This is a genomic window from Nonomuraea wenchangensis, from assembly GCF_900111685.1.
Taxonomy (GTDB): Bacteria; Actinomycetota; Actinomycetes; order Streptosporangiales; family Streptosporangiaceae; genus Nonomuraea; species Nonomuraea wenchangensis.
In genome coordinates this window covers 74,377-99,671 of record NZ_FOHX01000016.1, presented here as the reverse complement: position 1 = coordinate 99,671, position 25,295 = coordinate 74,377, and the positions used below count along the sequence as shown (strand labels likewise).

Here is a 25,295-nt window from a genome sequence, read left to right as displayed (position 1 = left end):
CTCGAAGGGATGAGATCCGGTGCAGTTCAACGTGCGGCCCTACGTCTGCGGCGCTCTCGGCCGGATCGACACCGCCATACTGGGCAAGCTCACCGGCGCGGGCCCGCGGGTGCGCCCGGCGCTCCAGACGCCAGAGGCCGCGCTGTTCAGCTCGGCGCCGCTGCCGCCCTACCACCGCGCGGCCGACTCGTACGCGTTCGCTTGGGGCGAGCGCCGCCCGCCGGCCGCCGACGACTGGATGACGGTCGCCGAGACGTACGAGACGCCCGGCCTCGTCGGCGACGGCCCGGACGTCACCCTGCACACGGGGGCGCTCGGGCTGGTCGACGTCTACTACGTCCGCCTCGGCGAGGCGGTCTACTTCTCCTCGCTGATCCAGCCGCTGCTCTCCCTGGTGCCGGTCGCCATCGACTGGTCGGCCTGGGCGTCGATACTCCAGGTGACGTTCCCGCTGGGCGAGGCGACGCCGTACACCGAGGTCAAGCGGCTGCCGGGGTCGAGCGCGCTGGTGTGGCGGCACGACCGGGTGTCGGTCGAGCGGCGGCTGCCGCGCTGGCTGCGCACCGAGCCGTACGAGGCGTGGACCAGCCCCGCCGAGATCGTCGAGCTGCTGCACCAGGTCTACGCCGAGTACGACGGCCGCAAGCTGCTCGTGCCGGTCAGCGGCGGCTACGACTCCCGGCTGCTGGCGAGCGTGGCCAAGGCCCGCGGCGCGGACGTCGAGTCGTGGACCACGAGCCCGGACGACGGCACCGACACCGACATCGCCTTCGCCCGCGCGATCACCAAGGAGCTGGGCATCCCGCACCGGGTGATCACGCAGGACCCGGCGGACTACCCGGCGGACGCCGTCGAGGTGGCCCGCAGGCTGGAGTACCTCACCCCGCACCACGCCTGGTACGCCCCCTTCGCCAAGGAGGTGCACGGCGCGGGCCGGATCCTGGTGGACGGCCTGGCCGGCGGGCCGCTGCTGAAGAACTTCATGGTGAGCGGGGCCGCGCTGGAGGCGCGGACGCAGGCCGAGCGGTCGGCGGCGGTGCTGGGGTCGCTGTCGCTGGGCGCGCCCTCGCGGCCGTTCCTGTCGAAGGCGGCGGCGGAGTGGATGGAGGAGAGCGTGCGCGAGCAGTTCGCGGCGGCCACCTCCATGCTCCACGGCCACCGGGCCGAGCTGCCGCTGTCGGTGCTGCACACCAGGACGGTGCGGGGCATCGCGCGCTCGGCGGTGAACCTGGTGGGGCCCGAGGCGTCGTTCGCGGCGCCGTTCATCCATCCGGACTTCTTCGACGCGGCGCTCTCCGTCGGGGTGGCCCGCAAGGACAAGGGCCGTTTCTACCGCGAGGTGCTGCACGCGGCCGACCCGCGGGTGGCGGCCCTTCCTTCCACGAACGTCGTCAAGCAGCCGCTCCAACGGGTGCCGCTGCGTTCCACGGCGGCACCGGCCCGAAATTATGCGCACGGCATGCTGGAGACGCTGGTGAGCAGGGTTCCGGGGCTGCTGTCGGAGGAGCTGCACGAGGTGGTGGCGGGAGGCCCGGACGCACTCACCAGGTTCAGTGGCTGGAACGACCGCTTCTGGGTGCGTGGATTGGTACTCTTCGGGCTTTGGCTGAGTGACTTCGAGAACGACCTCTCCGAGCTGGTGCCGCCTTTCTCATGAACTCTCGGTAACAACGTGGTTACATACGGATCTCGCGGGTATTACACCCGGCACAGCAGAAGCGGGTTCCGGAAAGCCGACGGGCTGGTAGTGTTCGGCCCGTAAGCGCCGCACAAACGGGCAGCGGATCACAAATCCGGTCTCGTTCGAGGGCATGGAGTTCGCAGGGATGACGACTCCAGGCGGCGCGGTCACCAATCAAGAACGCCGGGGAACCGGTGACTTCGTCCTGCCCACATCTCTTCCTGTGAGCGACATATGATCAACGCATCCCCAACGCCGGAGCCGATCTCCGAGGCATTCGTCTCCGAAGATCCAGCCTGGTACAAGCGGGCGGTGTTCTACGAGGTCCTCGTCCGGGGGTTCAAGGACTCCAACGGCGACGGCACCGGCGACCTTCGGGGGCTCATCGAGAAGCTCGGCTATCTCGAATGGCTCGGCGTCGACTGCCTGTGGCTGCTGCCGTTGTACGAGTCGCCGCTGCGCGACGGCGGCTACGACATCTCCGACTACATGAAGATCCTTCCTGACTTCGGAGATCTCGGGGACTTCATCCAGCTGATCGAGGCCGCCCACGAGCGCGGCCTGCGGATCATCACCGACCTCGTGATGAACCACACCAGCGACAAACATCCTTGGTTCCAGGCCTCGCGGCACGATCCCGAGGGCCCGTACGGCGATTTCTACGTGTGGTCGGACGATCCCACCGGATACCCCGACGCGCCGATCATCTTCATCGGCGCCGAGGAGTCCAACTGGACCTACGACCCGGTGCGCAAGCAGTACTACTGGCACCGCTTCTTCCACCACCAGCCGGACCTCAACTATGACAACCCGGCGGTGCAGGAGGCCATGCTGGAGGTGCTGCGCTTCTGGCTCGACCTCGGCATCGACGGCTTCCGCCTGGACGCGGTCCCTTACCTGTTCGAGCGGGAGGGCACCGCCTGCTCCGGGCTGCCGGAGACCCACCAGTACCTCAAGCGCATCCGCTCCGAGGTCGACCGTCTCTACCCGGACCGGGTGCTGTTGGCCGAGGCCAACGGCTGGCCCGAGGACGTCGTCGAGTACTTCGGCGACCCCACCACCGGCGGCGACGAGTGCCACATGGCCTTCCACTTCCCGCTGATGCCGCGCATCTACATGGCGGTGAAGAAGGAGACCCGCGAGCCGATCTCCGAGATCATGTCGCGCACTCCCAAGCTGCCCGAGCACGCCCAGTGGGGCATCTTCCTCCGCAACCACGACGAGCTCACGCTCGAGACGGTGACCGAGGAAGAGCGCGACTACATGCACAACGAGTACGCCAAGGACCCGCGCATGCGCGCCTACCTCGGCATCCGCCGCCGCCTGGCGCCGCTCCTCGACAACGACCGCGACCGGATCGAGCTGTTCACGGCCCTGCTGCTGTCGCTGCCCGGCTCGCCGATCATCTACTACGGCGACGAGATCGGCATGGGCGACAACATCTGGCTGGAGGACCGCGACGCGGTCCGCACACCGATGCAGTGGAGCCCTGACCGCAACGCGGGCTTCTCCACGGCCGATCCCGGGCGGCTCTACCTGCCGGCCGTCATGGACCCGATCTACGGCTTCCAGGCGGTCAACGTGGAGGCCCAGCAGCGCCACGAGGGCTCACTGCTGCACTTCACCCGCAGGATGCTGCAGATCCGGCGCAAGCACCCGGTGTTCGGCACCGGCGCCTACACGGAAATGTGGTCGTCCAACCCGTCGGTGCTCACGTTCATCCGCGAGGAGCGCGACGACGTGATGCTGTGCGTCAACAACCTGTCGAAGTACCCGCAGCCGGTGGAGCTCGACCTGCGCAGGTTCGAGGGCATGACGCCGGTCGAGGCGCGCGGCGGCGTGCAGTTCCCGACGATCGGCGAGCTGCCCTACCTGCTGACACTGCCCGGCCACGGCTTCTACTGGTTCAGCCTCAAGCGTGGCGCGGCCGCCCGCAGGGAGTCGGCCGAGGTCGTCAGCGAGAGGTGACCGGCACCTGGGCACGGGCCGCGCGGCGGGCGGGGATGAGCGCGACCGCGAGGGCCGTGCCCACAGCCGTCAGCACGGCGATCGTCAACGTCAGTGCCGAGGGGGCGCGGCCGATGCCCGCCCCCACCCCGCTCGTGTCGCCCTGAAGGTCGATCAGGCTCGTCACCACCGACATCCCCGCCGCCGCGCCCGCGCCGACCCCCAGCACCACCAGCAGGCCCGTGGCGGTCACCAGCGTCGCCATGACCTGGCGCGGCGTCAGCCCCATGGCCTTCAGCACGGCCAGGTCGAAGGCGTGGTCGCGCAGGCCGAGCGCGCTCGCGGTGAGCAGGTTGGCCAGCCCGATGAGGGCCAGCACCCCGATCAGCGCCACGATGATCACCCGGATGACCGCCAGCCGGTCGGCCGGGTTGACCACCTCCTGCACCTCCAGGCCCTCGCCCGACTCGGCGAGCAGCCTGCCCCGCACCTCGGCGGTGTCCGCGCCCGGCTTGAGTGCCAGCGCGTAGAACTCCGGCGGCACCGCGTCCTTGGCCGACAGGCTGTCCAGCCCGACCGACAGCACCTCGCCGTCCTGGTCGGGCTCGACGTTGCGGCCGACGATGCGCACGATCAGCGGCGTGCCACCCACGGTGAGACGCACCCGGTCGCCGATCTCGACCCCCAGCAGGTCGAGCAGTCCCTGCCCGGCGACGGCCTCGCCGGGACGGCCGTACATCCGCCCCTCGACCACCGGGAACGGGTAGGGCGTGGCCGACGCGCCGATCGCCCGCACCCGTACGGACCGGGCCTCGCCGGGCGACAGGGCGTTGACCTCCGTGCCCGGATAGACCTCGGCCACGCCGGGGTCGCTCTCGGCGATGCGCCTGGCCTCGGCGGGCTCGACCTTGCCCGCGCGGACGTACAGCGAGGCGTGCTGGCCCACCTGCTCGGGATGGTCGGCGAAGTCGTCGAGCGTAGCCCACACGCCGAGCCCGATGGTGATCATCATCATCGGCACGGCCAGCCCGAACGCCGTCAGGAACGCCGGCGTCCGCCGGGTGAAGGCGTCACGGGTGCCGAGCACGAGGGCCGGCGGGAGCCGTACGAGGAGTGCCAGGCGCGCCAGCCGCGACAGCCGGCCCCGCGGCGGCCCGGACGGCACGTCGGGGATCGGCGGCGTGCGCCCGCCGCGCCAGGCGGGCACGCCCACGGCGGCGAGCACGGCCAGCGCCGTGCCTCCCACGATGGCCAGCATCGGCGCCGGGGCGACGGAGGTCGAGCCCAGCATCAGCACCATCACGCCCCAGCCGGCGACCGCGCCCGCCATGACCCCGAGCAGGCCGAGCGCGCCGTGCTCCACGAGCAGCAGCAGCGCCACCTGTCCCCTGGTGAAGCCCAGGGACTTCAGGGTGGCCAGGTCGCGGAGCTGGGTGAGCACCCGGCCGCCGGCCGCGTTGGCGAGCGCCAGCGCGGCGGCCACCAGCCCGACCGCGCCGAACAGCGCGAGCAGCGTGCCCAGCAGCCGGTTGTCCAGCTCCATGGCGGCCCTGACCTCGCGCCAGGTGTAGACCCGCTGGAGCTTGTCCTCCAGCATCACCACCACGCGCTGCGAGACGACCTGCGTGGCGTCGGGGTCGGCCAGGCGCAGCCCGGTGACCCACTCGCTGCGGCCCAGCATGGGCTCGATCCGGTCGAGCATGAGGGGCAGCACGTACGCCAGGCCGGGCGTCCACTGCGGGTAGAAGCCCTGCTCGGCGGAGTCGGCGATGCCGCGTACGTAGAGGGTGTGCCGCCCGCCGCTCAGCGCGATGATCGTGAACGGCGCGCCCACCCGGAGCCGCAGCGACTCGGCGAAGGACCGCTCGACCACGACCCCGTCCGGCTGGGACGGGTCCAGCCAGCGGCCCTCGGCCACGACCGGATGCGCCACCCCCGGCGGCGTGGCGGGCATCGCGCGCAGCGCCGCGGGCTCCTTCTTGCCGTCCTGGGCCACGGTGACGGGCGCGGAACGGTAGGGGCCGGCGACCCGCGTCACGCCGTCGATGCCGTTGAGCGAGACGTCGGGGCGGTCGTCGGTGTAGAGCCAGACGTGGGCGCCGTCGGTCCTGGCGAACAGGCTCCGCCAGGGGTTGGTGCCCTCCTCCAGGAGGGTCGCCGCGGTGATCAGCGCGGCCACGATCCCGGCCACGGCCAGCACGGTGAGCACCGCCTGGCCCTTCCTGGCCCGCAGGTCGGCCTTGATCCACCGGCTCCCCGCGAGTGCGGTGCTCATCTGAGGTCGATCACCTCGCCGGCCGTGCCGGTGCGGCGGCGGGCGATGCGGCCGTCGTCGACGATCTCGCCGTCGAACAGGGAGACCACCCGGTCGGCCAGGCTGGCCACGCGGGCGTCGTGGGTGACCATGACGATGGTCTGGCCCTCCTTGTGCACGGTGCCGAGCAGGCGCAGCACGTCGCGGGTGTTGCGGCTGTCGAGGTTGCCGGTGGGCTCGTCGGCCAGCAGCAGGGCGGGCTGGTTGGCGAGCGCCCTCGCCAGCGCGACGCGCTGCTGCTCGCCGCCGGAGAGCTGGGCGGGCGCGGCGTCGGCGCGGTCGGTGAGGTTGAGCGCGGCGAGCAGGCTCTCGCGCCGCTCGCGGGCCACCTTGGGCGAGGCTCCGGCGAGCAGCGCGGGCAGCTCGACGTTGTCGCCCACGGTCATGTTGGCGACCAGGTTGAAGAACTGGAAGACGAAGCCGATGCGCCTGCGGCGCAGCACCGCCCAGGCGCTCTCGGAGAGCGTGTCGACGCGCTTGCCGTCGAGCCAGATCTCGCCGCTCGTCCTGGTGTCGAGGCCGCCGAGGAGGTGGACGAGGGTGGACTTGCCGGACCCTGAGGGACCCATGACGGCCACGAACTCACCCGGCTCGACCTGGAGGTCCACGCCGCGTACGGCGGGCACGGGCAGGGCGCCGTCCTGGTAGATTTTGACCAAATTGACCGTTTTGATGACGGAGGTCATGCCAGATCCTCCTGGCACCGTTCGAGCCAGTCAAGGTCCGCCTGCAGATGGAGCATGGCCCCCTCGATGAGCAGCAGGGCCACCCGGTCGGTCGGGGGCGTACGGGACAGCAGGTCGTTGAGGTCGCTCATGAGCCCGAGGTAGTGACGCCGCTGGCGGCTGATCAGCGCCATCCGGTCGGCGATGCCGGTGAGCGGCGCGAGCACGAGCTTCATGAAGAACTCGTCGCGCACGCGGGGGCCCTCGGTGGGCTCGTCCACCCAGATCTCGAGCAGGTCGCGACCCTTGGCGGTCAGGTAGTAGACCTTCTTGTTGGGCCGGTTGGACTGCTCGACGTCGACGGCCCTGACCAGGCCGTCCTTCTCCAGCCTGCCCAGGGTGACGTATATCTGCCCGATGTTCGGGGAGGGGTAGGCGCTGCCGAAGGTCTGCTCCAGCGCTTGTTTCAGCTCATAGCCGTGAGCCGGCTCCTTCGCCAGAAGCGCCAGCAGGTGAAGCCGCACGCCTCACCTCCCCGGGCGTATGGGAACGCGTGTTACGAACGCGTTACGCGGTTATCCATTGACCTTCAGATTACAGGTGTGCATAACATGAATGCATCTACCTAACACGTATGTAACCCCGTTGAACACGGAGGAAACAAGAGTGCTCCGTCCGCTTCCGCTCATGCTGACCGTCCTCCTCGCGACGGCCGGCTGCGCGGCGGTGGGCGACAAAGGCGGCGGCGAGCCGGCGACGGGCGGAACCGGGCCCATCACCTTCGCCACCGGACGCGACACCACGGCGTACCTGCAACCCCTGCTGGACCGCTGGAACCAGGCCCACCCGGCCGAGAAGGTGACGCTGCTGGAGCTGCCCGAGGCCGCCGACGAGCAGCGCGCTCAGATGGTGGCCAACCTCCAGGCCCAGAGCAGCCGCTACGACGTGCTCGGGCTCGACGTGGTGTGGACTGCCGAATTCGCGGAGAACGGCTGGATCATCCCCCTGGAGCGCGGGCTCTTCCCGCTCGACAGGTTCCTGCCGCCCGTCGTGGAGACGGCCGTCTACAAGAACAAGCTCTGGGCGGTCCCGTACACGAGCAACGCGGGACTGCTCTACTACCGGACCGACCTGGTCAAGAAGCCGCCGAGGACATGGGCCGAGCTCCGCGACCAGGCACGGAAGATCACCGAGAAGCACGACGTCAAGGGCTACGCCGGGCAGTTCCTCGCCTACGAGGGGCTGACCGTCAACTTCTCCGAGGCCCTGCAGTCGGCCGGCGGCCAGATACTCAACCGCGACGGGACCGGGGTGACCCTCGACCCGGCCAAGGCGGAGACCGCGCTCGACTTCCTGCTCCAGGGCCTGCGGGAGGGCTGGATCCCCAAGGAGTCGCTGAGCTACAAGGAGGAGGAGACCCGCCTCGCCTTCCAGGAGGGGCGGCTGGCCTTCGCCCGCAACTGGCCCCACGCCTACGGCCCCGCCCGGGTCGAGCTGGGCGACAAGATCGCGGTCACCAGGCTGCCGGGGCTGGACGGGCCGGGCTCCAGCACGCTGGGCGGCGCCAACCTCGCCGTCAGCGCCTTCTCCCGGCACCAGCAGACCGCCCAGGAGTTCATCCGCTACTTCACCAGCCTGGAGAACGAGCGCCGCGTCCTGACCGAGGGGTCCTTCCCGCCGGTGTGGACCGAGCTCTACGACGACCCCGACCTGATCAAGCGATTTCCGTACCTGCCGGTGCTCAAGGAGAGCATCCTCGCCGCCAAGGCACGTCCGGTGAGCGCCAACTACAACCAGCTGAGCTTGGTGATCGCGAGTTCGGTCGCCAAGGCCCTCGGCACCCCCACCCCTGAGTCCGCGGCCGACGCCGCGGTCTCGATGAAATCCGAACTCGACGAGATCATCAGAACCCAGTGAGGCAAACCATGCGCACAGCCAGAGCAGCAGCAGTCCTGGCCGGGCTCGCGATAGCCGTCGCCGCGTGCGGCAACGCGCCCTCCACGACGGAGGAGCCCGCCGCGTCGGGATCCGCCCCGGCGAGCGCCGCCGGCGGCGACCAGCCGCTCAAGGGCGTCAAGCTCGAGGTCGCGGCCAAGTGGACCGGCGCCGAGCAGAAGAACTTCGAGCAGGTGCTGAAGGCGTTCACCGACAAGACCGGCGCCGAGGTCACCTACGCCTCCACCGGCGAGGACACCGGCGCCTACCTCGGCCCGCGCATCCAGGGCAACAACCCGCCGGACGTCGCCATCCTGCCGCAGCCGGGCCTGGTCCAGCAGTACGCCGACCAGAGCGCGCTGAAGCCGCTGAGCCCCGACGTCATCAAGGAGATCGACACCAACTACACGCCGTACTGGAAGGAGCTCGGCTCCGCCGGCGGCCAGGTCTACGGCGTGCTCATCAAGGCGGCGCACAAGTCGCTGGTGTGGTACCGCGCCCCCGCCTTCGACGACGCCGGTGTGCAGCCCGCGACCACCTGGGACGAGCTGGTCAAGAACGCCCAGACGATCGCCGACTCCGGCACGGCCCCGTTCTCGCTCTGCGGCGCCTCCGGCTGGACCCTCACCGACCTCTTCGAGAACGTCTACCTGTCCTCGGCGGGCCCGGAGAACTACGACAAGCTCTCCAAGCACGAGATCCCCTGGACCGACCCGACCGTGAAGGTCGCCCTGGAGAAGATCGCGCAGATCGTCGACAAGCAGGAGTTCCTGGTCGATGGCACCTCCGGCACCATGCAGACGGACTTCCCGACCTGCGTGAGCAAGGTCTACAGCAACAAGAAGGCCGCGATGGTCATCGAGGCCGACTTCGTGGCCGTCGAGGCGGTCAACTCCGGCGCCAAGGTCGGCGAGGACGCCAAGTACTTCCCCTTCCCCAAGGCCGGTGACACCGCCCCGGTCGTCCTCGGCGGCGACGTCGCGGTGGCCATGAAGGACTCCCCTGGCGCCCAGGCGCTGCTGCAGTTCCTGGCCTCCAAGGAGGGCGGCGAGGTCTGGGCCAAGCTCCCCGGCTACCTGTCGCCGAACAAGAACGTCTCCCCCGACAACTACCCCGACGAGCTGACCCGCCAGCTCGGCCAGACCATCGTCTCGGCCGGCGACGCCGTCCGCTACGACATGTCCGACCTGGCCCCCAGCGCCTTCGGCGGCACCGACGGCAAGGGCGAGTGGAAGATCCTGCAGGACTTCGTGCGCAAGCCGAGCGACGTCAAGGGCGCCCAGGAGGCGCTCGAAGCAGAGGCCAAGAAGGCCTGGAAGTAAAGAGGTAAGGCCGTGACCGAACGGTTGGACGGCCCGAAGGTCCCGCCCGCGACGACCGCGGGCGGGGCCGCCACCGGACCGGCTGATACCCCCCCGAAGAAACGACGCCTCGGCCCCTCGCCGGCGGTCGCGATCGCCTTCCTCCTCCCGGCGGCGCTGCTGCTCGGGATCTGGGTGGTCTACCCGATCGTCTACTCGATCATCCGCAGCCTGTTCGACGCCAAGGGCTCCGGGTTCGTCGGGCTCGGCAACTACGCCACGATCTTCACCGACGGCGGGATGCTGACGACGATCCGCAACAACCTCATCTGGGTCGTCGTCGCGCCGATCATCGTCACCACGATCGGCCTGATCTTCGCGGTGCTGACCGAGCGCATCAAGTGGGCGACGGCGTTCAAGCTGATCGTGTTCATGCCGATGGCGGTCTCGCTCATGGCCGCCGGCGTGATCTTCCGTCTGGTGTACGAGCAGAGCCCTGACAAGGGCCTGGCGAACGCCATCCTGACGACGGTGCACGACACGTTCTCCTCCTCGCAGGGCTATCCCGAGGCCCGGCCGCGCGAGGGCGACCAGTCCCCGGTCGCCGACCAGGGCGGCGCCGTCGTCACCAAGCAGCCCGCCCAGGCGGGCCAGCCGGTGCTGATCCCCATCGTGGGCGTCAAGCCCGCGGTCATGCCGGCGAACGCGGCGCCGGCCAAGGCCCCGCAGCCGGGCAACGCGTTGTCCGGCGTCGTGTGGTTCGACTTCACGGCGGGCGGCGGCGGCACGAGCGGCCAGGTGGACGGCACCGAGAAGGGCCTGCCGGGCATGACCGTCGAGGCCGTGCGCGGCGACGAGGTGGCCGGCACCGCCACGACCGCCGAGGACGGCTCGTTCCGCTTCGAGGGCCTGCCGGCCGGCTCCTACACGGTGCGGCTGCCGAAGGCGAACTTCGAAGCGGCCTACGGCGGGCTCTCCTGGCTCGGCCCGACACTCATCACGCCGGCCATCATCGGCGCCTTCGTGTGGGTGTGGGCAGGTTTCGCGATGGTCCTGCTGGCGGCCGGTCTCGCGGCGATCCCGCGTGACGCGCTGGAGGCGGCCCGCATGGACGGCGCGACGGAGTGGCAGGTGTTCCGCAGGATCACCGTGCCGCTGCTCTCGCCGGTGCTGCTCGTCGTCTTCGTGACGATGATCATCAATACGCTGAAGGTGTTCGACCTTGTGTTCATCATCGCGCCGGCCTCGGTCCAGCCACAGGCGAACGTGGTCGCGCTGGAGATGTGGCGCGTGTCCTTCGGCGGCGGCAACAACCAGGGGCTCGGCAGTGCGCTGGCCATCTTCCTGCTGGTTCTGGTCCTTCCCTTCATGATCATGAACATCCGCAGGTTCAGGAGGGAGAACACATGACCACCGCCACCGCGAGTGCGCCGTCCGGCGCTCCCTCCGACGCCACGTCCGGCCTCGGGGCCGGCGCGCCCCGCCGGGGCATCGCCGGCAAGATCGTCGATCGCCTGGGCAGCGGGGCCGTCCAGGTCGTCATGGTGATCCTCGGCCTGTTCTGGCTGGTGCCGACGCTGGGCCTGATGGTGGTCTCGCTGCGGACCAACCAGGTCAACAGCGCCGAGGGCTGGTGGACGATCTTCACCAAGCCGGCCGAGCTGACCATCACCAGCTACAAGAACCTGCTGAGCGGCGGCTTCTCCGCCTCCTTCTGGAACACCGTGCTCATCACGGTGCCGACCACGGTCCTGGTGATCGGCATCGCGGCGATGGCGGCCTACGCCTTCGCCTGGATGGAGTTCCCTGGCAGGGACACGGCGTTCCTCGTCGTGGTCGGCCTGCTCATCGTGCCGATCCAGATCGCGCTGATCCCCATCGCCGTGCTCTACGGCAACGTCGGGATCTTCGGCTCGATCCCGGGCGTGGTGCTGTTCCACGTGGCGTTCGGCCTGCCGTTCGCGATCTTCCTGCTGCGGAACTTCTTCGTCGGCATCCCGGCCTCGCTGCTGGAGGCCGCGCGCATGGACGGCGCCTCGGAGTGGAAGATCTTCGCGTCCGTGGTGTTCCCGCTGGGCAAGCCGGCGATCGCCTCGCTGGGCATCTTCCAGTTCCTGTGGGTCTGGAACGACATGCTCATCGCGCTGGTCTTCGCCGACACGGGGAACCAGCCGATGACCAAGTACCTGCAGTCGCAGATGCGGCAGTTCGGCTCGAATATGGACATTCTCTCGTCCGGTGCGTTCCTGTCGCTGATCATCCCGCTGATCCTGTTCTTCGCGTTCCAGCGGTACTTCGTCCAGGGCATGATGTCCGGCTCCGTCAAGTGACGGACCCTCACGGGCGCCCGCCACGGGGGCGGGCGCCCGTGATCATTCCGGTACGGGGTCAACGGGCGTTCGGCACACAAGGCGTACCGGACCTAGATAAGCTCAACGGCCATGGCCGGTCGTCCACTGAATGAAATCGTCGAAGCCGGATGGGCTTCGGCGCTCGAACCCGTCGCCGAGCAGATCGCCCAGATGGGCGAGTTCCTGCGCAAGGAGCTCGCCGAGGGCAGGCAATACCTCCCCGCGGGCAACGACGTGCTGCGCGCGTTCAGCCAGCCCTTCGACGACGTCAAGGTGCTCATCGTCGGCCAGGACCCCTACCCGACGCCCGGCCACCCGGTCGGGCTGTCGTTCTCGGTGGCCCCCGACGTGCGGCCGCTGCCGGGCAGCCTGGTCAACATCTACAAGGAGATGGAGAGCGACCTCGGCCTGCCCCGGCCGTCCAACGGCGACCTCACGCCGTGGGCCGACCAGGGCGTGCTGCTGCTCAACAGGGTGCTCACCGTCATGCCCGGCAAGCCCGCCTCGCATCGCGGCAAGGGCTGGGAGCAGGTCACCGAGCAGGCCATCCGCGCCCTGGTCGCGCGGAACAAGCCGATGGTCGCCATCCTCTGGGGCCGCGACGCCCGCAACCTCGCCCCCATGCTCGGCGAGGTGCCGCGCGTCGAGTCCGCCCACCCCTCCCCGCTGTCGGCGCGCAGCGGCTTCTTCGGCTCCCGGCCGTTCAGCCGGGCCAATGAGCTGCTGGTCGGGCAAGGCGCGGCGCCCGTCGAGTGGAAGCTGCCCTAGAGTCGTCGCCATGACTGATGAAGAACCGAAGTACCTCCGCCTCACGGTCGAGCTGACCGTCGAGGTGCTCGACATGAACGCCCTGCAGGCCGCGGCCCTCGCCGAGATCCGCCACCCGGACGCCGACCTCACCGAGGAGGAGCGCACGGAGCAGGCCGAGCTGGTCAACGCCGACGACACCGGCGCCTCGGCGCTCCAGTGGCTGATCGAGCCGGACCACGTGCTGGCGCTGGTCGACCACATCGCCGAGATCGAGCCCCGGGAGGCCGTGCTCGGCGTGGAGCCCTCCGAGGGGCTCAGCGACGAAGAGGACGAGGAGCACGACCACGACCACGGGTGACCGTGCAGGGGTGAGCGGTGGGCCACGACGTTCGACGGCGTCGTGGCTTTTCGCGTCTCCCGGCCTTTCGCCTGCTCAGCTAGGATCGGCAGGGTGATCGTCGCATTCTCCATCACCCCGCTGGGCGTCGGCGAGGGGGTCGCCGAGCCGGTGGCCCGCGCCGTCAAGGTGGTCCGCGACAGCGGCCTGCCCAACCGCACGGACGCCATGTTCACCACGATCGAGGGCGACTGGGACGAGGTCATGGCCGTGGTCAAGCGGGCCGTCGACGCGGTCGCCGAGGTCGCGCCCCGGGTGAGCCTGGTGCTCAAGGCCGACCTGCGCGAAGGCGTGACGGACGGCATGACGGCCAAGGTCGAGTCCCTGGAACGCCACCTGTCCTGACGCTCACGTGCCGGGTGCCATGCGGCTCGCGCGGTGGCGGCGCACGGCGTCACGGTTGGCGCACCGCGGCGAGCAGTAACGCTGCCGGCCGGTGCGCGAGGTGTCGGCGAAGATCGCCGTGCACTCGCCGACCGCGCACCGCCTGAGCCGATGCATGCCCCGTCCCACCAGGTGCAGCGCGGTGCCCACGGAGATGAGCGAGAACAGCACCGCGCCGAGCGTCTGCCGGTCGTCCCGGTAGTGCAGGTGCCAGGCCCCCGCGTGGTCGGTCATGCGGGGGTAGGCGGCCGAGTCGGCCAGCATGCGGTTGACCAGCGCGGCGCGCTCGTGCTCGTCCTCCGTGTCGACGACCTTCTCCCAGGCGTCCAGCACCGCGTGCACGCGGACCAGGTCGTCCCGCGTGACCGGGCGCTCCAGCACCAGGCCGGCCTCGCGGCAGCGGCCGGCCAGCTCTGCGGGCGTCGCCGGGCGGCGGTTGGCCAGGTCCGCGGCCAGGTTGACGGCATCCTCGCCGTAAGGGTTGAGATGCATAAGACCATTACAGCAGGCTGGCGGCATGACCCGCCACCCAGGAATCGGACGGTACCGATGGGTGGTGCTGACCGCCGCCACGTTCACCCAGGCCGCCTCCGGCTTCTTCGTCCAGGGCATCGGGGCCATGGGCGTGCACCTGCGGCACGACCTGGACCTGAGCGCCGCCCAGCTCGGCCTCCTCCTCTCGGCCGCCCAGCTCGCCCCGCTGGCGGGCCTGCTGGTCGCCGGGGAGCTCCTGGACCGCCACGACGAACGCTGGGTCGTGGGGGCGGGCGCCGGCGTGGTGGCCGTGAGCCTGGCCGTGGGAAGCCTCGCGCCCGGGTACGCGGCCCTGCTGCTCGTCCTCCTGGTCGTCGGCGCGGGATACAGCACCGTCCAGCCCGGGGGCAGCAAGTCGGTGGCGTCCTGGTTCGACCCGTCCCGGCGGGGCCTGGCCATGGGCGTCCGGCAGGCCGGTCTGCCGCTGGGCGGCGTACTCGCGGCGGCCGTACTGCCCGCGCTGGCCGCCTCCGCCGGGTGGCGCGCGACGCTGGTGGCGGGCGCGGCGGTGGCATTCCTGGGCGCGATCACCTTCACGGCCTTCTGCCGCCGCCCGCCCCTCCCCCTGACCGGCATCCCCACTGAGGCCGAAGCCAGCACGGGCGCGCAGGCCGACGGGCGGCTGCGTCTGCTGCGGGAGCCGGCCATGGTCAGGATCCTGGTGTCCAGGACGAGCCTGGTCGCGGCGCACAGCGGCATCGGCGTCCTGACCGTGCTGCACCTGCACGAGACGGCGTCCCTCGCACCGGGCACGGCGGCCCTCGTCTTCGTGGCCGTGCAGGCGGCGGGCGCGGCCGGCCGGATCTGCCTGGCCGCCTGGAGCGACCGCGGCCGATCCGGCGCCTCCGACGGTCACCGCCGATCCGGCCGCTACGCCTGGGTGCTGGTCTGCCTGGTCGCGGTGGTCGTGGGCCTGGTCGCGCTCGCCACGCCCGCCGGACGCTCCCCGGTGGCGGCTCCCCTCCTGTTCGTCTGGCTCGGGTTCTTCGGCATCGGCTGGTACGGCCCATGGGTGGCCCATCTGGCCGAGTCGGCGCCTCCGGGCAGGACCGGGTTCGCCCTCGGCTCCGCGATGGCCGTCAACCAGGTCGCCATCATCCTCACCCCGCCCGCCCTCGGCCTGCTCAAGGACGTCTTCCACGGGTTCGCGCCGGCATGGGGCCTGCTCGCCGCCCTGTCCGCGACCGCCCTGGCCCTCACGGTCCGCACCCCCGGGACCCGGCCCGCACGGAGACACTTTCGCGATATGTCTTGACCTTCACAACTGACGCGACATATCGTGTCGCTCGGCCGCAAACGCGATAGTACGCGTCCTCGGAGGTGGGGAGAGCAATGGAGCAGGAGCGAGTGCCGGTCCTTGTGGTCGGCGGGGGGTACGCGGGGCTGAGCGCGGCGATGCTCCTGGCCTGGCGGGAGGTGCCGGTCATGCTGGTCGAACGGCACCCGAGCACGTCCATCCAACCCAAGGCGTTCGGCGTCGGCCCGCGCGCCGTGGAGCTGCTGCGCCCCGTGCCGGGCGTCGAGGAAGCCCTCTCCGGCATCTGGGCCGGCATCGGCGACGACATGCGCATCGCCATCGCCAAGAGCCTGGCCGACCCCGACCCGCACATGATCATGACCAGCGAGGACGAGGACATGAGCTTCCTCCGCGAGGTCACCCCGGTCGCCCAGATCGGCGCGCCCCAGGCCGAGATCGAGCGCGTGCTCCGGCACGCCGCCGAGGAGCTGGGCGCCGACCTGCGCTTCTCCACCGAGCTCTGCTCACTCGACCAGGACGACGACGGCGTCACCGCCCGCATCCGCACCGGCGGCGGCGAGGAACGGCTCGTCCGCGCCGACTACGTGGTGGCCGCCGACGGCTACCGCAGCCCCCTGCGCCACGCCCTCGGCGTGCCCACCTCCGGCAAGGGCGAGCTGGGCCAGACGTGCTCCATCATGTTCGACGCCGACCTCGGCGGCCTGGTGCGCGAGCGCGAGGTCACCCTCTGGTACCTCCAGAACGACGCCTTCACCGGCGTCATCGTGACCGGCACCGGCGTCGGCGCACACGTCCTCGGCGTCAACCTGACCGAAGGCCAGACCGAGGCCGACTTCACCGACGAGCGCTGCGTCGAACTCGTCCGCATCGCGACCGGCCGCCCCGACCTCGACGTGCGGGTGCTGGACCGTACGACGTTCGGGCTGGCCCACATCCTGGCCGACACCTACCGCGCCGGCCGGGTCTTCTTCGCCGGGGACGCCGCCCACACCATGCCGCCCACCGGCGGCCAGGGCGGCAGCACGGCGCTCCAGGACGGCGCCGACCTCGCCTGGCGGCTGTGGCTCGTCGTCACCGGCCAGGCCGGGCCGGACTTCCTCGACACCTACGACGCCGAGCGCCGCCCCATCGGGGCGCTGACCGCCGACGCGCACCTCGCCAACCTCGGCGTACGCATGCCGCCGGCGGCCCGCGTCGGCTACCCGGAGCCGCTCGCCGACCCGAGCGGCGCCCTGATCGGTCACCGCTACCACTCCACGTCGATCCTGGACGAACCCGGCGACGACGGCTCCATCATGGAGGACCCCCGCGTACCGAACGGCCGGCCCGGCAGCCGGGCACCGCACGTGGTCCTCGACTGGGAGGGCCAGCGCATCTCCACCATCGACCTGTTCGGCTCGGGCTTCGTCCTGATGGCCGACAGGCAGGGCGGTCACGCCTGGATGGACGCCGGGCGCATGGCGAAGGAACGGCTGGGCGTGCAACTGACCCGCCTGCTGGTGGGCGATGAGCTGCGGGACGTGGAGGGGTGCTGGCGCGACCGGTACGGCGTCAACGGGGACGGCGCCGTCCTGGTCCGCCCGGACGGCTACGTCGCCTGGCGCACCCCGTCCATGGTCGACGACCCCCTGGCCACCCTGGAGCAGGTCCTGCGCGCCGTCCTCAGCCGCTGACCCCGGACCGCCCAGGCGGCGGCCGAGGTGCGCCCGCTAGGTGGTCTGTCCGGTCCGCCGGCGGGCCTGTTCGACGCGGTTGCCGCAGACGCGCATCGAGCACCAGCGGCCCGTACGGGATCGGGAGTGGTCGTAGAAAGCCCACTGGCAGCGGTCGGGGACGAGGAGCACCACCTCGCAGGCATCAGGCGAGGAGCACCGCCTCGCCGGTATCAGGCGAGGAGGAGTTCTTCGCGGCGGTTGCGGAGGCGGGTGCGGAGGTTTTCCAGGGCGCGGCAGCGGCTCTCCAGGTCGTCCACCAGCGTTCGCCCCTGGCGGAGCCCCAGTGCGCCGTGCAGGGCGTCGGGCTCGATCGTCATGCCCAGGGCCTGCAGGTGGCGGACGAACACGGCCACCGCCTCCCGGTCGCCCGGTCGGCGCAGGGCGGCGCGGCCCGCGTCCCTGGCGCGTTCCCGGGCCGGGAGCTCCACGTCCAGCTCGGCCAGCAGCCGGCCGAGCTCCAGGAGCTCGGCGCCGCGCGGGTCGGCCGACTCCGTGAGGCGCCGCTCCTTGCGCAGCAGCAGCTCCTCGTACAGATCCCGGGCCGGGCCGACCTCGGCCAGCTCCCGTTGCAGCGACGCCAGCGCGCGGTCGAACGCCTTCAGCTTGGCCTCCTCCACCGCCACACTCTCCGGGTCCCACGCCACGAGCGCGTCCAGCGCCTCCCGCGTCTCGCGCATCCGGCCGGCGATCGCCTCCCGCTGCTCGTCGAGTTCGTGCCGGCGGCGGGCCCGCCGCTGTGCCGTTCGCAGATCCTCGTCGATCATCTCGAACTGAATCACGTCACTTTGACGTCCCTCCGCCTCGGATGGTTCAGACGGGATCAGGCGGCGGCCAGGACGGGGGTGGAGGTGAGGGTGGCGTGGTGGGCGCCGCGGGTGGCGCAGAGCCAGTCGTTGACCGAGCCGGTGAAGCCCGAGGGCGGACCGACCTTGAGGCAGGTGACCTGCCCGGCGCCGGGGGCCGGGCCGACCTTGAGCCGGCGGATGCTGCCGGTGCGGCCGAGCTCGCCCTGGCCCGCGTCGTACGGAGTCAGCCGGACGCCGAACGGCGCCCCCACACCCTCAGGCTGGACGTGGAGGAAGTCGTCGAGGCGGCGGTGCGGGGCGCCGGGATGGGCCGCGAGGTAGGCGAGCTGGCCGGCGACCAGGTGGTGGGCGACCGTGCGCAGGAGGTGGGTGGCGCACAGGGTGTGGGCGCAGGCCGCGCCGTCGAGGGTGATCTCGGGCAGCGCGAACCTGCGCAGGCCGCGGGAGGTCATGCGCAGGCAGTCGCAGCCGGCCGTGTCGGCGGGGTCCCACGGCGGGCAAGTGGCGTCGTGCACCTGAACGTCCCAGCCGAGCCAGTCGTCGCCCAGGTCGAAGGCCGGGGGCTCCTCCGGACGCCGTCCGCGGGCGGGCACGGAGGCGCCGGTCAGGGGGTCGATCAGGACGCCGTCGCAGGCGTCGGCGAGGGCGCGGGCGACCGCGCGGGCCGTCTGCGCGACGGCGGGCAGGCGGTGCGGGGGCGCGGTGGCGGCGACCACGAGGTGGGCCGTGGCCCGGCGCAGGCGCCGCAGAAGATCGGCGGGGAGCGTCGCCCCTGCCGGTCTCCATGGGGTGGCGTGCCGGGCGACGGTCAGGAGGCCGGCGCCCATCGCGGTGAGCGCCGCCCTGCGATGAGCCGGCGCGATCCGCCAGGGCACGAGTGACCCGGGGGCGACCGGGAGCCGTGCCACGGCGATGACGAACAGGGATGTCAGGGTGCGGGGCAGCGGAAGGACGAGCTGCATGAATGGCCTCCGTGATCGGGGTCCCGTCGGATGAGTGAGGGACCCAGGGTCGGGGACGGAGGCCGGGCGGCAGGGCGGCGAACGTGATTCTGTGGACGACGGTGACATCACGCGCTCAGCCTGTGGACAAGCAGCCTGTGCGGCGTCAGGTGGTCTCGGGGCGGCTGATGGTCAGTGACTGACCCGGCAGGCGCAGCCGGCCGTCCTCGCCCGCCCGTACCGGATCGTCGGACGCCAGCAGCACCGCCCCCGCCGCCACCGGCACGCTCACCGTCTCCTCCGCGAAGTTCACGCTGACCGCCAGCTCCCCCCGCCACATGACCAGCCACTTCCCGTCCGGATCCACCTCCACCCTGACCCGATCCAGCCGCGGGTCAGACAGCTCGGGCAGGGCCTTGCGCAGCGCCACGAGGTCGCGGTACCAGCACAGCAGCGACCAGTGCGCCTCCTCCTTGAGCTCGGTCCAGTCCAGCTTGGACCGCAGGAACGTCTCCTCGTCGGACGGGTCGGGCGCGTCCCACACGTACCCGAACCCGTCGAACTCGCGCTCCCGCCGCTCCGCCTCGCGCTCCCGGAGCCGCGGCTCGACGTGGTCGGAGAAGAACAGGAAGGGGGAGCGCGCCCCCCACTCCTCCCCCATGAACAACATCGGCGTGAACGGCGAGGTCAGCAGCAGCCCCGCCCCCAGCTTCAGCGCCGGGACGGGCAGCCGGTCGCCGCGGGGCCGGTTGCCGATCTGGTCGTGGTTCTGCAGGCAGGCCACCAGCCGATGGCCGGGCACCCCGGCGTACGACCGCCCGTGGGAGCGCCCGCGGAAGCTGGAGTACGTCCCGTCGTGCAGCACCCCGCCCTTCAGGACCTTGGCCAGCGCCGGCAGCGCCGCGAAGTCCTTGTAGTAGCCGTGGCTCTCGCCGCTGACCGCGCAGTGGAGCGCGTGGTGGACGTCGTCGTCCCATTGCGCGTTCATGCCGAGCCCGCCCGCCTCCGGCGGCTGCACCATGCGCGGGTCGTTGAGGTCGGACTCGGCGATCAGCGTCAGCGGCCGGCCGGCGGCGCAGGCCAGCGCGTCCACCTCGGCGGCCAGCTCGGCCAGCAGGTGCGTGGCGCGGGCGTCGTGCAGCGCGTGCACGGCGTCGAGCCGCAGCCCGTCCACGTGGTAGTCGCGCAGCCACTGGAGGGCGTTGCCGATGAAGTAGCGCCGCACCTCGTCGGAGCCGGGCCCGTCCAGGTTGACCGCCTCGCCCCAGTAGCTGCCGGGGAAGCCCGCGAAGTACGGCCCGAACGGGCGCAGGAAGTTCCCCGACGGCCCGAGGTGGTTGTGGACGACGTCGAGGATCACGCCGAGGCCGGCCCGGTGACAGGCGTCCACGAACGACTTGAGCCCGTCGGGCCCGCCGTACGTCTCGTTCACCGCGTAGAGATCGACCCCGTCGTACCCCCAGTTGCGCCCGCCGGGCACCGGCGCGACCGGCATGATCTCCACGAGGTCCACGCACAGCTCGACGAGGTGGTCCAGCTTCTCGATCGCCGCGTGGAACGTGCCCTCCTGCGTGAACGTCCCGACGTGCAGCTCGTAGACGACGGAACCGCGCAGGTCCCGCCCCTTCCAGTCGTGGTCCGACCAGGTGAACCTGGCGTGGTCGTAGACCGCGCTCGGCCCGAAGACGCCGTCCGGCTGCCGGCGCGAGCGCGGGTCGGGGTAGGGCCCGTCGCCGTCCACCATGAACGCGTACCGGGTGCCGTGCTCCGCGTCCTCGACCTCCGCCGACCACCAGCCACCCGCCTCGGGGGACATCAGCCGGCGTGAGCCCTGCACGTCCACCTCGACCGTCGTGGCGTCCGGCGCCCAGACCTCAAAGATCATGTCTCTCCAGCAGTGCGACCGGATACTGACCGAGCAGGTGGGCGAGCGGCACGCGGCCGGTGTGGAGGCCGCCGGTGAGCAGGTCGCGCCACGCTCCCGGGGGCAGGGAGAGCGACGTGCCGCCCCACCCCGTACGGGCCAGCCGCACCGGCAGCCGGGTGGCGACGGCGACCGCCCGGGGCCGCCCGCGCTCGTCCTCGCCGCGGGCGAAGGCGATCACGTGCTCCGCCGCCGGCCCGTACGCCTCCAGCGGCAGGTACGCCGCCCCTCCCCCGAGCCGCCGCCGCAGCCGCAGCGCCTGCCGGGTGAGCAGCAGCTTGGCCGCGTCCCAGCGGGTGGCGGGCTCGGCGGGGAAGCCGACAGGACGCCGGTTGTCCGGGTCGACCAGCGAGAAGTCGCTCTTCTCGTTGCCCTGGTAGACGTCCGGCACGCCGGGCATCATGAGCTGCACGAGCTTGGCGCCCAGCGAGTTCGACATCGCGTACGGCTCGATCCGCTCGGTGAACTTGCCGATCGGCAGCCGCACCGCCGCCTCGGCGAACTCCCGCAGCCCCCGCTCGTACGCCGGGTCGGGAGCGACCCACGAGATCCTGGTCTTGGCCTCCCGCGCCGCCTTGAGCAGGTAGTCGGCGAACCGCTCGGCCGAGATCGGCCAGGCGGCCATGAGGTTCTGCCAGGCCAGGTAGTCGAGGTGGGGGTCGAAGCTCACGGCGGCCGACCACTGCGCGACCGCGTCGGCCCACTCCTCCGGCAGCTCCGACAGCACCGACAACCGCGCCCTGACGTCCTCGGAGCGTTTGGTGTCGTGCGTGGAGAGCGTCGTCATCGTGTACGGGAGCATCCCCGCGCAGAACTCATGGAACTCCGCCACGGACGTCCCGAACACGTCCGGCTCGCCGCCCACCTCGTTGAGGCAGGCCAGCGGGAACCACCGGTAGAGCGCGGTGTCCTCCACGCCCTTGGCCATGACGGGGCCGCACGCCTGCTGGAAGCGGGTGATCGTCTCCGCCGAGCCGTACAGCACCTCGTGGACCAGCGGCCCGACGGCCGCCGAGCAGGACGCGGCGGCCAGCTCGACGATCTCGACGGACTCGGGGAGCGGCGGCTCGCCCGGCACCACGTACGCGCGGTAGACCGGCATCGCGGCCAGCAGCTCGCGCACCGCCTCGGGCGCGCAGCCCGCCGACCTGGCCAGCCGCTCGACCTCGGGGCGGAAGAACAGCTCCAGCACCTCGCGCTTGGACTCCAGCATCACCCGCCGGTAGTCGGTGGGCTGCCCGGTCAGCTCGGTGAACAGCCGGACCAGCGCCTCCCCGCCCCCCGGGTCCACGAACAGGCCGTTGACCCGGTTGAGCACCTCGTAGCCGGTGGTGCCGTCGCAGGGCCAGTCGGCGGGCAGCCGCTCGGGGCCGATGAGGATCTTCTCGACGACCGTCCAGGTCTTCTCGCCGGTACGGGCGCGCAGCCGTTCCAGGTAGCCGCGCGGATCGGCGAGGCCGTCGGGGTGGTCGACCCGCAGCCCGTCCACCAGCCCCTCGTCGAGCAGCCAGAAGATCACCTCGTGCGTGGCGAACAGCACGGCGGGGTCCTCGACGCGCAGCCCGATGAGCGTCGAGACGTCGAAGAAGCGCCGGTAGCCGGGGCCCTGCCGCCAGTCGACCAGCCGGTGGTGCCCGGGGTGGGGGAAGGTGTGCTCGTGGTAGCGCAGCACGTCGCCGTCCACGACCGGCTCGGTGTCGTCGCCCAGCACCGGCAGCGCGACCTTGCCGTCCTCGTCCCACGCGATGTCGAACCAGGCGGCGTACGGGGAGTCGGGGCCGTCCTTCAGCACCGACCAGAACGCGGGGTTCTCCGTGTTCATGTGGTTGGGGACGATGTCGACGACCACCCCCAGGTCGTGCGCGGCGAGGACCTGCGCCATCTCCCTGAACCCGCTCGCCCCGCCGAACGCCTCCCTGATCCTGGAGTGGTCGGTGACGTCGTAGCCGTGCCGCGACCCCGGCGCGGCCTCCAGCACCGGCGACAGGTAGACGTGGCTGACGCCCAGGTCGCGCAGGTAGCCGGCGATCCCCGCGACTTGCGCGAAGCCGAAGTCGGGGGTCAGCTGCAGCCGGTACGTCGAGGTCGGCCGCCTAGACACGGCGCAGCACCCGTACGCTCCTGCCGGGGACCTCGATCGCCTCGCCGCCGCGGCAGATCCGCACGTCGAGCATGATCGGCATCGCGGTGTCGATCTCCGTGTTCCACATCTCGCCGTAGTCCTTGGGGATCGTGAACTTGATGGTGTCGTGGTGGGCGTTGAACAGCAGGAGGAAGGAGTCGTCGCGGATCGGCCGGCCGCGCCGGTCGGGCTCGGTGATGGCCTCGCCGTTGAGGAAGACCGCGAGGGACTTCGCGTAGCCGACGTTCCAGTCGCTGTCCGTCATCTCCTCCCCTGTCGGGGTGAGCCAGGCGATGTCGTTGAGGCCGCGTACCGGCTTGCCGTAGAAGAACCTCCTGCGCCGGAAGACCGGGTGCTTCTTGCGCAGCTCGGCGAGCCGCTGGGTGAACTCCAGCAGCAGCCAGTTCTCGCGCACGTCGGACCAGTCGACCCAGGTCAGCTCGTTGTCCTGGCAGTAGCCGTTGTTGTTGCCCTTCTGGGTGCGGCCCAGCTCGTCGCCGTGGGAGAGCATCGGGACGCCCTGCGACAGGAACAGCGTGGTGAGGAAGTTCCGCTTCTGCTGCTCGCGCAGCGCCTCGATGGCGATGCCGGCCGCGCCCTCCTCGCCGCAGTTCCATGACCTGTTGTCGTCGGTGCCGTCGCGGTTGCCCTCCTTGTTCGCCTCGTTGTGCTTGTGGTTGTACGAGACGAGGTCCTGGAGGGTGAAGCCGTCGTGGCAGGTGACGAAGTTGATCGAGGCGGCCGGGCGGCGGCTGTCGTCCTGGTAGAGGTCGCTGGAGCCGGTGAAGCGGGAGCCGAACTCCGGCAGCGTCGCCGGCTGCCCCCGCCACAGGTCGCGGATGGTGTCGCGGTAGCGGCCGTTCCACTCGGTCCAGCGGGAGGGGAAGTTGCCGACCTGGTAGCCGCCGGGGCCGACGTCCCACGGCTCGGCGATCAGCTTGACCTGCGACAGCACCGGGTCCTGCTGGACCAGGTCGAAGAAGGCGCTCAGCCGGTCGACCTCGTGCAGCTCCCTGGCGAGGGTGGAGGCGAGGTCGAAGCGGAAGCCGTCCACGTGCATCTCGATGACCCAGTAGCGCAGCGAGTCCATGATCATCTGGAGGACGTGCGGTGAGCGCATGAGCAGGCTGTTGCCGGTGCCCGTGGTGTCCATGTAGTAGCGCTTGTCGTCGTCCACCACGCGGTAGTAGTTGCCGTTGTCGATCCCGCGGAAGCCCAGTGTGGGGCCCAGGTGGTTGCCCTCGGCGGTGTGGTTGTAGACCACGTCGAGAATCACCTCGATGCCCGCCTCGTGCAGCGCCCGCACCATCGCCTTGAACTCCAGCACCTGGCCGCCGCGCTGCCCCTGGCTGGAGTAGCGGTTGTGCGGGGCGAAGAAGCCGATCGAGTTGTAGCCCCAGTAGTTGGACAGCCCGCGCTCCTCCAGGATGTGGTCCGTCACGAACTGGTGCACCGGCATCAGCTCCAGCGCGGTCACGCCGAGCATGGTGAGATGGTCGAGGATCTCCGGGTGGCCAAGGGCGGCGTACGTGCCGCGCAGGTGCTCCGGGATCTTGGGGTGGCTGATCGTCAGCCCGCGCACGTGCGCCTCGTAGATCACCGTGTCGTGGTACGGCGTCGCGGGCGGCCGGTCGTGGCCCCAGCCGAAGAACGGGTTGATGACGATCGAGCGCTGGACGTAGGGGGCCGAGTCCATGTCGTTGCGGGTGTCGGGGCTGCCGAAGCGGTAGCCGTACACCGCCTCGTTCCACCTCACGTCGCCCTCGATGGCCATCGCGTACGGGTCGAGCAGCAGCTTGTTCGGGTTGCAGCGCAGGCCGTGCTGCGGTTCGTACGGGCCGTGCACGCGGTAGCCGTAGCGCTGCCCCGGCCCGACGCCCGGCAGGTAGCCGTGCCAGATGAACCCGTCCACCTCGGTGAGCGGCACCCGCGACTCGAGGTTGTCGTCGTCGAACAGGCACAGCTCGACCTTGTCGGCGACCTCGGTGTAGACCGAGAAGTTGGTCCCCGCGCCGTCGTAGGTCGCCCCGAGCGGATACGGGTCTCCCGGCCAGACTTCGATCATCGAGGCTCCCTTGCGGTCTCTCCCCATGTTCTGTTCCCCCCGCGTCACCCGACAAGCAGCCGGGCCAGCACTGCCCGATCGCGGACGTTCCAGTCATCGGCCTGTCCTCGCCGCACGGGCCGGGCGCCGTGACCCGGACATGAGTGAGCCGCCCCCGGCGGCGCGGTTGCCGGAGGCGGCTCACTTTCACAGCCCACCCCAGGTG

The 25,295-nt window shown here is 71.0% G+C and carries 21 protein-coding genes; 11 read left to right on the top strand and 10 right to left on the bottom strand.

The window, feature by feature from the left end; translation table 11 throughout:
- The first annotated feature begins 19 nt into the window (after positions 1 to 19).
- Together BMW85_RS36265 and treS are read left to right on the top strand one after the other, a co-directional pair.
- Complete coding sequence (locus tag BMW85_RS36265; RefSeq protein WP_091090779.1) at positions 20 to 1,657, top strand: asparagine synthetase B family protein; 1,638 nt, start codon at positions 20 to 22, stop codon at positions 1,655 to 1,657.
- A gap of 258 nt (positions 1,658 to 1,915) precedes the next feature.
- Positions 1,916 to 3,649, top strand: coding sequence for a maltose alpha-D-glucosyltransferase (gene treS / locus BMW85_RS36260; RefSeq protein WP_091090776.1), 1,734 nt, complete (start codon positions 1,916 to 1,918; stop codon positions 3,647 to 3,649).
- Here treS and BMW85_RS36255 read toward each other — a convergent pair.
- From BMW85_RS36255 to BMW85_RS36245, 3 genes are read right to left on the bottom strand one after another with little or no spacing between them, the layout of a single operon-like run.
- The gene (locus tag BMW85_RS36255; protein WP_091090774.1) at positions 3,636 to 5,903 is read right to left on the bottom strand and encodes an ABC transporter permease; all 2,268 of its coding nucleotides are present in this window, start codon (positions 5,901 to 5,903) and stop codon (positions 3,636 to 3,638) included. The two genes, treS and BMW85_RS36255, sit on opposite strands and share 14 nt — an antisense overlap.
- Positions 5,900 to 6,628 carry an ABC transporter ATP-binding protein gene (locus tag BMW85_RS36250; protein WP_091090771.1) on the bottom strand — a complete coding sequence of 243 codons (729 nt, stop codon included), beginning with the start codon at positions 6,626 to 6,628 and terminating at the stop codon, positions 5,900 to 5,902. Before BMW85_RS36250 ends, BMW85_RS36255 begins: the two co-directional genes overlap by 4 nt.
- On the bottom strand, positions 6,625 to 7,131 hold the full coding sequence (locus tag BMW85_RS36245; protein ID WP_020546714.1) for a PadR family transcriptional regulator: 507 nt from the start codon (positions 7,129 to 7,131) through the stop codon (positions 6,625 to 6,627). Before BMW85_RS36245 ends, BMW85_RS36250 begins: the two co-directional genes overlap by 4 nt.
- 163 nt (positions 7,132 to 7,294) lie before the next feature.
- On the opposite strand from BMW85_RS36245, the gene BMW85_RS36240 reads away from it, so the two are divergent.
- The 7 genes from BMW85_RS36240 to BMW85_RS36210 all read left to right on the top strand — a co-directional run bounded on the left by BMW85_RS36240 (position 7,295) and on the right by BMW85_RS36210 (position 13,686).
- Positions 7,295 to 8,524, top strand: a complete 1,230-nt coding sequence (locus BMW85_RS36240; protein ID WP_091091097.1) for an ABC transporter substrate-binding protein — start codon at positions 7,295 to 7,297, stop codon at positions 8,522 to 8,524.
- A gap of 8 nt (positions 8,525 to 8,532) precedes the next feature.
- Entirely contained in the window at positions 8,533 to 9,864 is a 1,332-nt protein-coding gene (locus BMW85_RS36235) for an ABC transporter substrate-binding protein (RefSeq protein ID WP_091090769.1), read from the top strand.
- Positions 9,865 to 9,876: 12 nt separating this feature from the next.
- Positions 9,877 to 11,253: an ABC transporter permease subunit gene (locus BMW85_RS36230; protein WP_091090766.1), complete on the top strand. Its 1,377-nt coding sequence runs from the start codon at positions 9,877 to 9,879 to the stop codon at positions 11,251 to 11,253.
- Positions 11,250 to 12,173 carry a carbohydrate ABC transporter permease gene (locus tag BMW85_RS36225; RefSeq protein WP_091090764.1) on the top strand — a complete coding sequence of 308 codons (924 nt, stop codon included), beginning with the start codon at positions 11,250 to 11,252 and terminating at the stop codon, positions 12,171 to 12,173. Before BMW85_RS36230 ends, BMW85_RS36225 begins: the two co-directional genes overlap by 4 nt.
- Before the next feature lie 111 nt (positions 12,174 to 12,284).
- Positions 12,285 to 12,962 (top strand): uracil-DNA glycosylase, encoded by a 678-nt coding sequence (locus tag BMW85_RS36220; RefSeq protein ID WP_091090761.1) that lies wholly within the window; start codon positions 12,285 to 12,287, stop codon positions 12,960 to 12,962.
- A gap of 10 nt (positions 12,963 to 12,972) precedes the next feature.
- A complete protein-coding gene (locus BMW85_RS36215; protein ID WP_091090760.1) occupies positions 12,973 to 13,302 on the top strand; it encodes a hypothetical protein in 330 nt (109 codons plus the stop codon).
- A gap of 93 nt (positions 13,303 to 13,395) precedes the next feature.
- Positions 13,396 to 13,686, top strand: a complete 291-nt coding sequence (locus BMW85_RS36210) for an MTH1187 family thiamine-binding protein (protein WP_091090757.1) — start codon at positions 13,396 to 13,398, stop codon at positions 13,684 to 13,686.
- Between the two features lie 3 nt (positions 13,687 to 13,689).
- Here BMW85_RS36210 and BMW85_RS36205 read toward each other — a convergent pair whose 3' ends face one another.
- Positions 13,690 to 14,217: a CGNR zinc finger domain-containing protein gene (locus tag BMW85_RS36205; RefSeq protein ID WP_091090755.1), complete on the bottom strand. Its 528-nt coding sequence runs from the start codon at positions 14,215 to 14,217 to the stop codon at positions 13,690 to 13,692.
- Positions 14,218 to 14,242: 25 nt separating this feature from the next.
- Here BMW85_RS36205 and BMW85_RS36200 point away from each other — a divergent pair, with 25 nt between their 5' ends.
- Entirely contained in the window at positions 14,243 to 15,514 is a 1,272-nt protein-coding gene (locus tag BMW85_RS36200) for an MFS transporter (protein WP_091090753.1), read from the top strand.
- Positions 15,515 to 15,591: 77 nt separating this feature from the next.
- Entirely contained in the window at positions 15,592 to 17,190 is a 1,599-nt protein-coding gene (locus BMW85_RS36195) for an FAD-dependent monooxygenase (protein ID WP_091090750.1), read from the top strand.
- 36 nt (positions 17,191 to 17,226) lie between these two features.
- On the opposite strand, the gene BMW85_RS51515 is transcribed toward BMW85_RS36195, so the two are convergent.
- The 6 genes from BMW85_RS51515 to glgX form a co-directional block, all read right to left on the bottom strand.
- On the bottom strand, positions 17,227 to 17,361 hold the full coding sequence (locus BMW85_RS51515) for a CGNR zinc finger domain-containing protein (RefSeq protein WP_245775276.1): 135 nt from the start codon (positions 17,359 to 17,361) through the stop codon (positions 17,227 to 17,229).
- 41 nt (positions 17,362 to 17,402) lie between these two features.
- Positions 17,403 to 18,011, bottom strand: a complete 609-nt coding sequence (locus tag BMW85_RS36185; RefSeq protein ID WP_091090748.1) for a hypothetical protein — start codon at positions 18,009 to 18,011, stop codon at positions 17,403 to 17,405.
- A gap of 41 nt (positions 18,012 to 18,052) precedes the next feature.
- Entirely contained in the window at positions 18,053 to 19,000 is a 948-nt protein-coding gene (locus tag BMW85_RS36180) for a hypothetical protein (RefSeq protein ID WP_091090746.1), read from the bottom strand.
- Between the two features lie 145 nt (positions 19,001 to 19,145).
- Positions 19,146 to 20,864, bottom strand: a complete 1,719-nt coding sequence (gene treZ / locus BMW85_RS36175) for a malto-oligosyltrehalose trehalohydrolase (RefSeq protein WP_091090744.1) — start codon at positions 20,862 to 20,864, stop codon at positions 19,146 to 19,148.
- Complete coding sequence (gene treY, locus BMW85_RS36170) at positions 20,854 to 23,004, bottom strand: malto-oligosyltrehalose synthase (protein ID WP_091090742.1); 2,151 nt, start codon at positions 23,002 to 23,004, stop codon at positions 20,854 to 20,856. The genes treZ and treY overlap by 11 nt, the downstream gene beginning before the upstream one ends.
- Positions 22,997 to 25,090 (bottom strand): glycogen debranching protein GlgX, encoded by a 2,094-nt coding sequence (gene glgX, locus BMW85_RS36165; protein ID WP_091090740.1) that lies wholly within the window; start codon positions 25,088 to 25,090, stop codon positions 22,997 to 22,999. Before glgX ends, treY begins: the two co-directional genes overlap by 8 nt.
- Between the last annotated feature and the right edge of the window lie 205 nt (positions 25,091 to 25,295).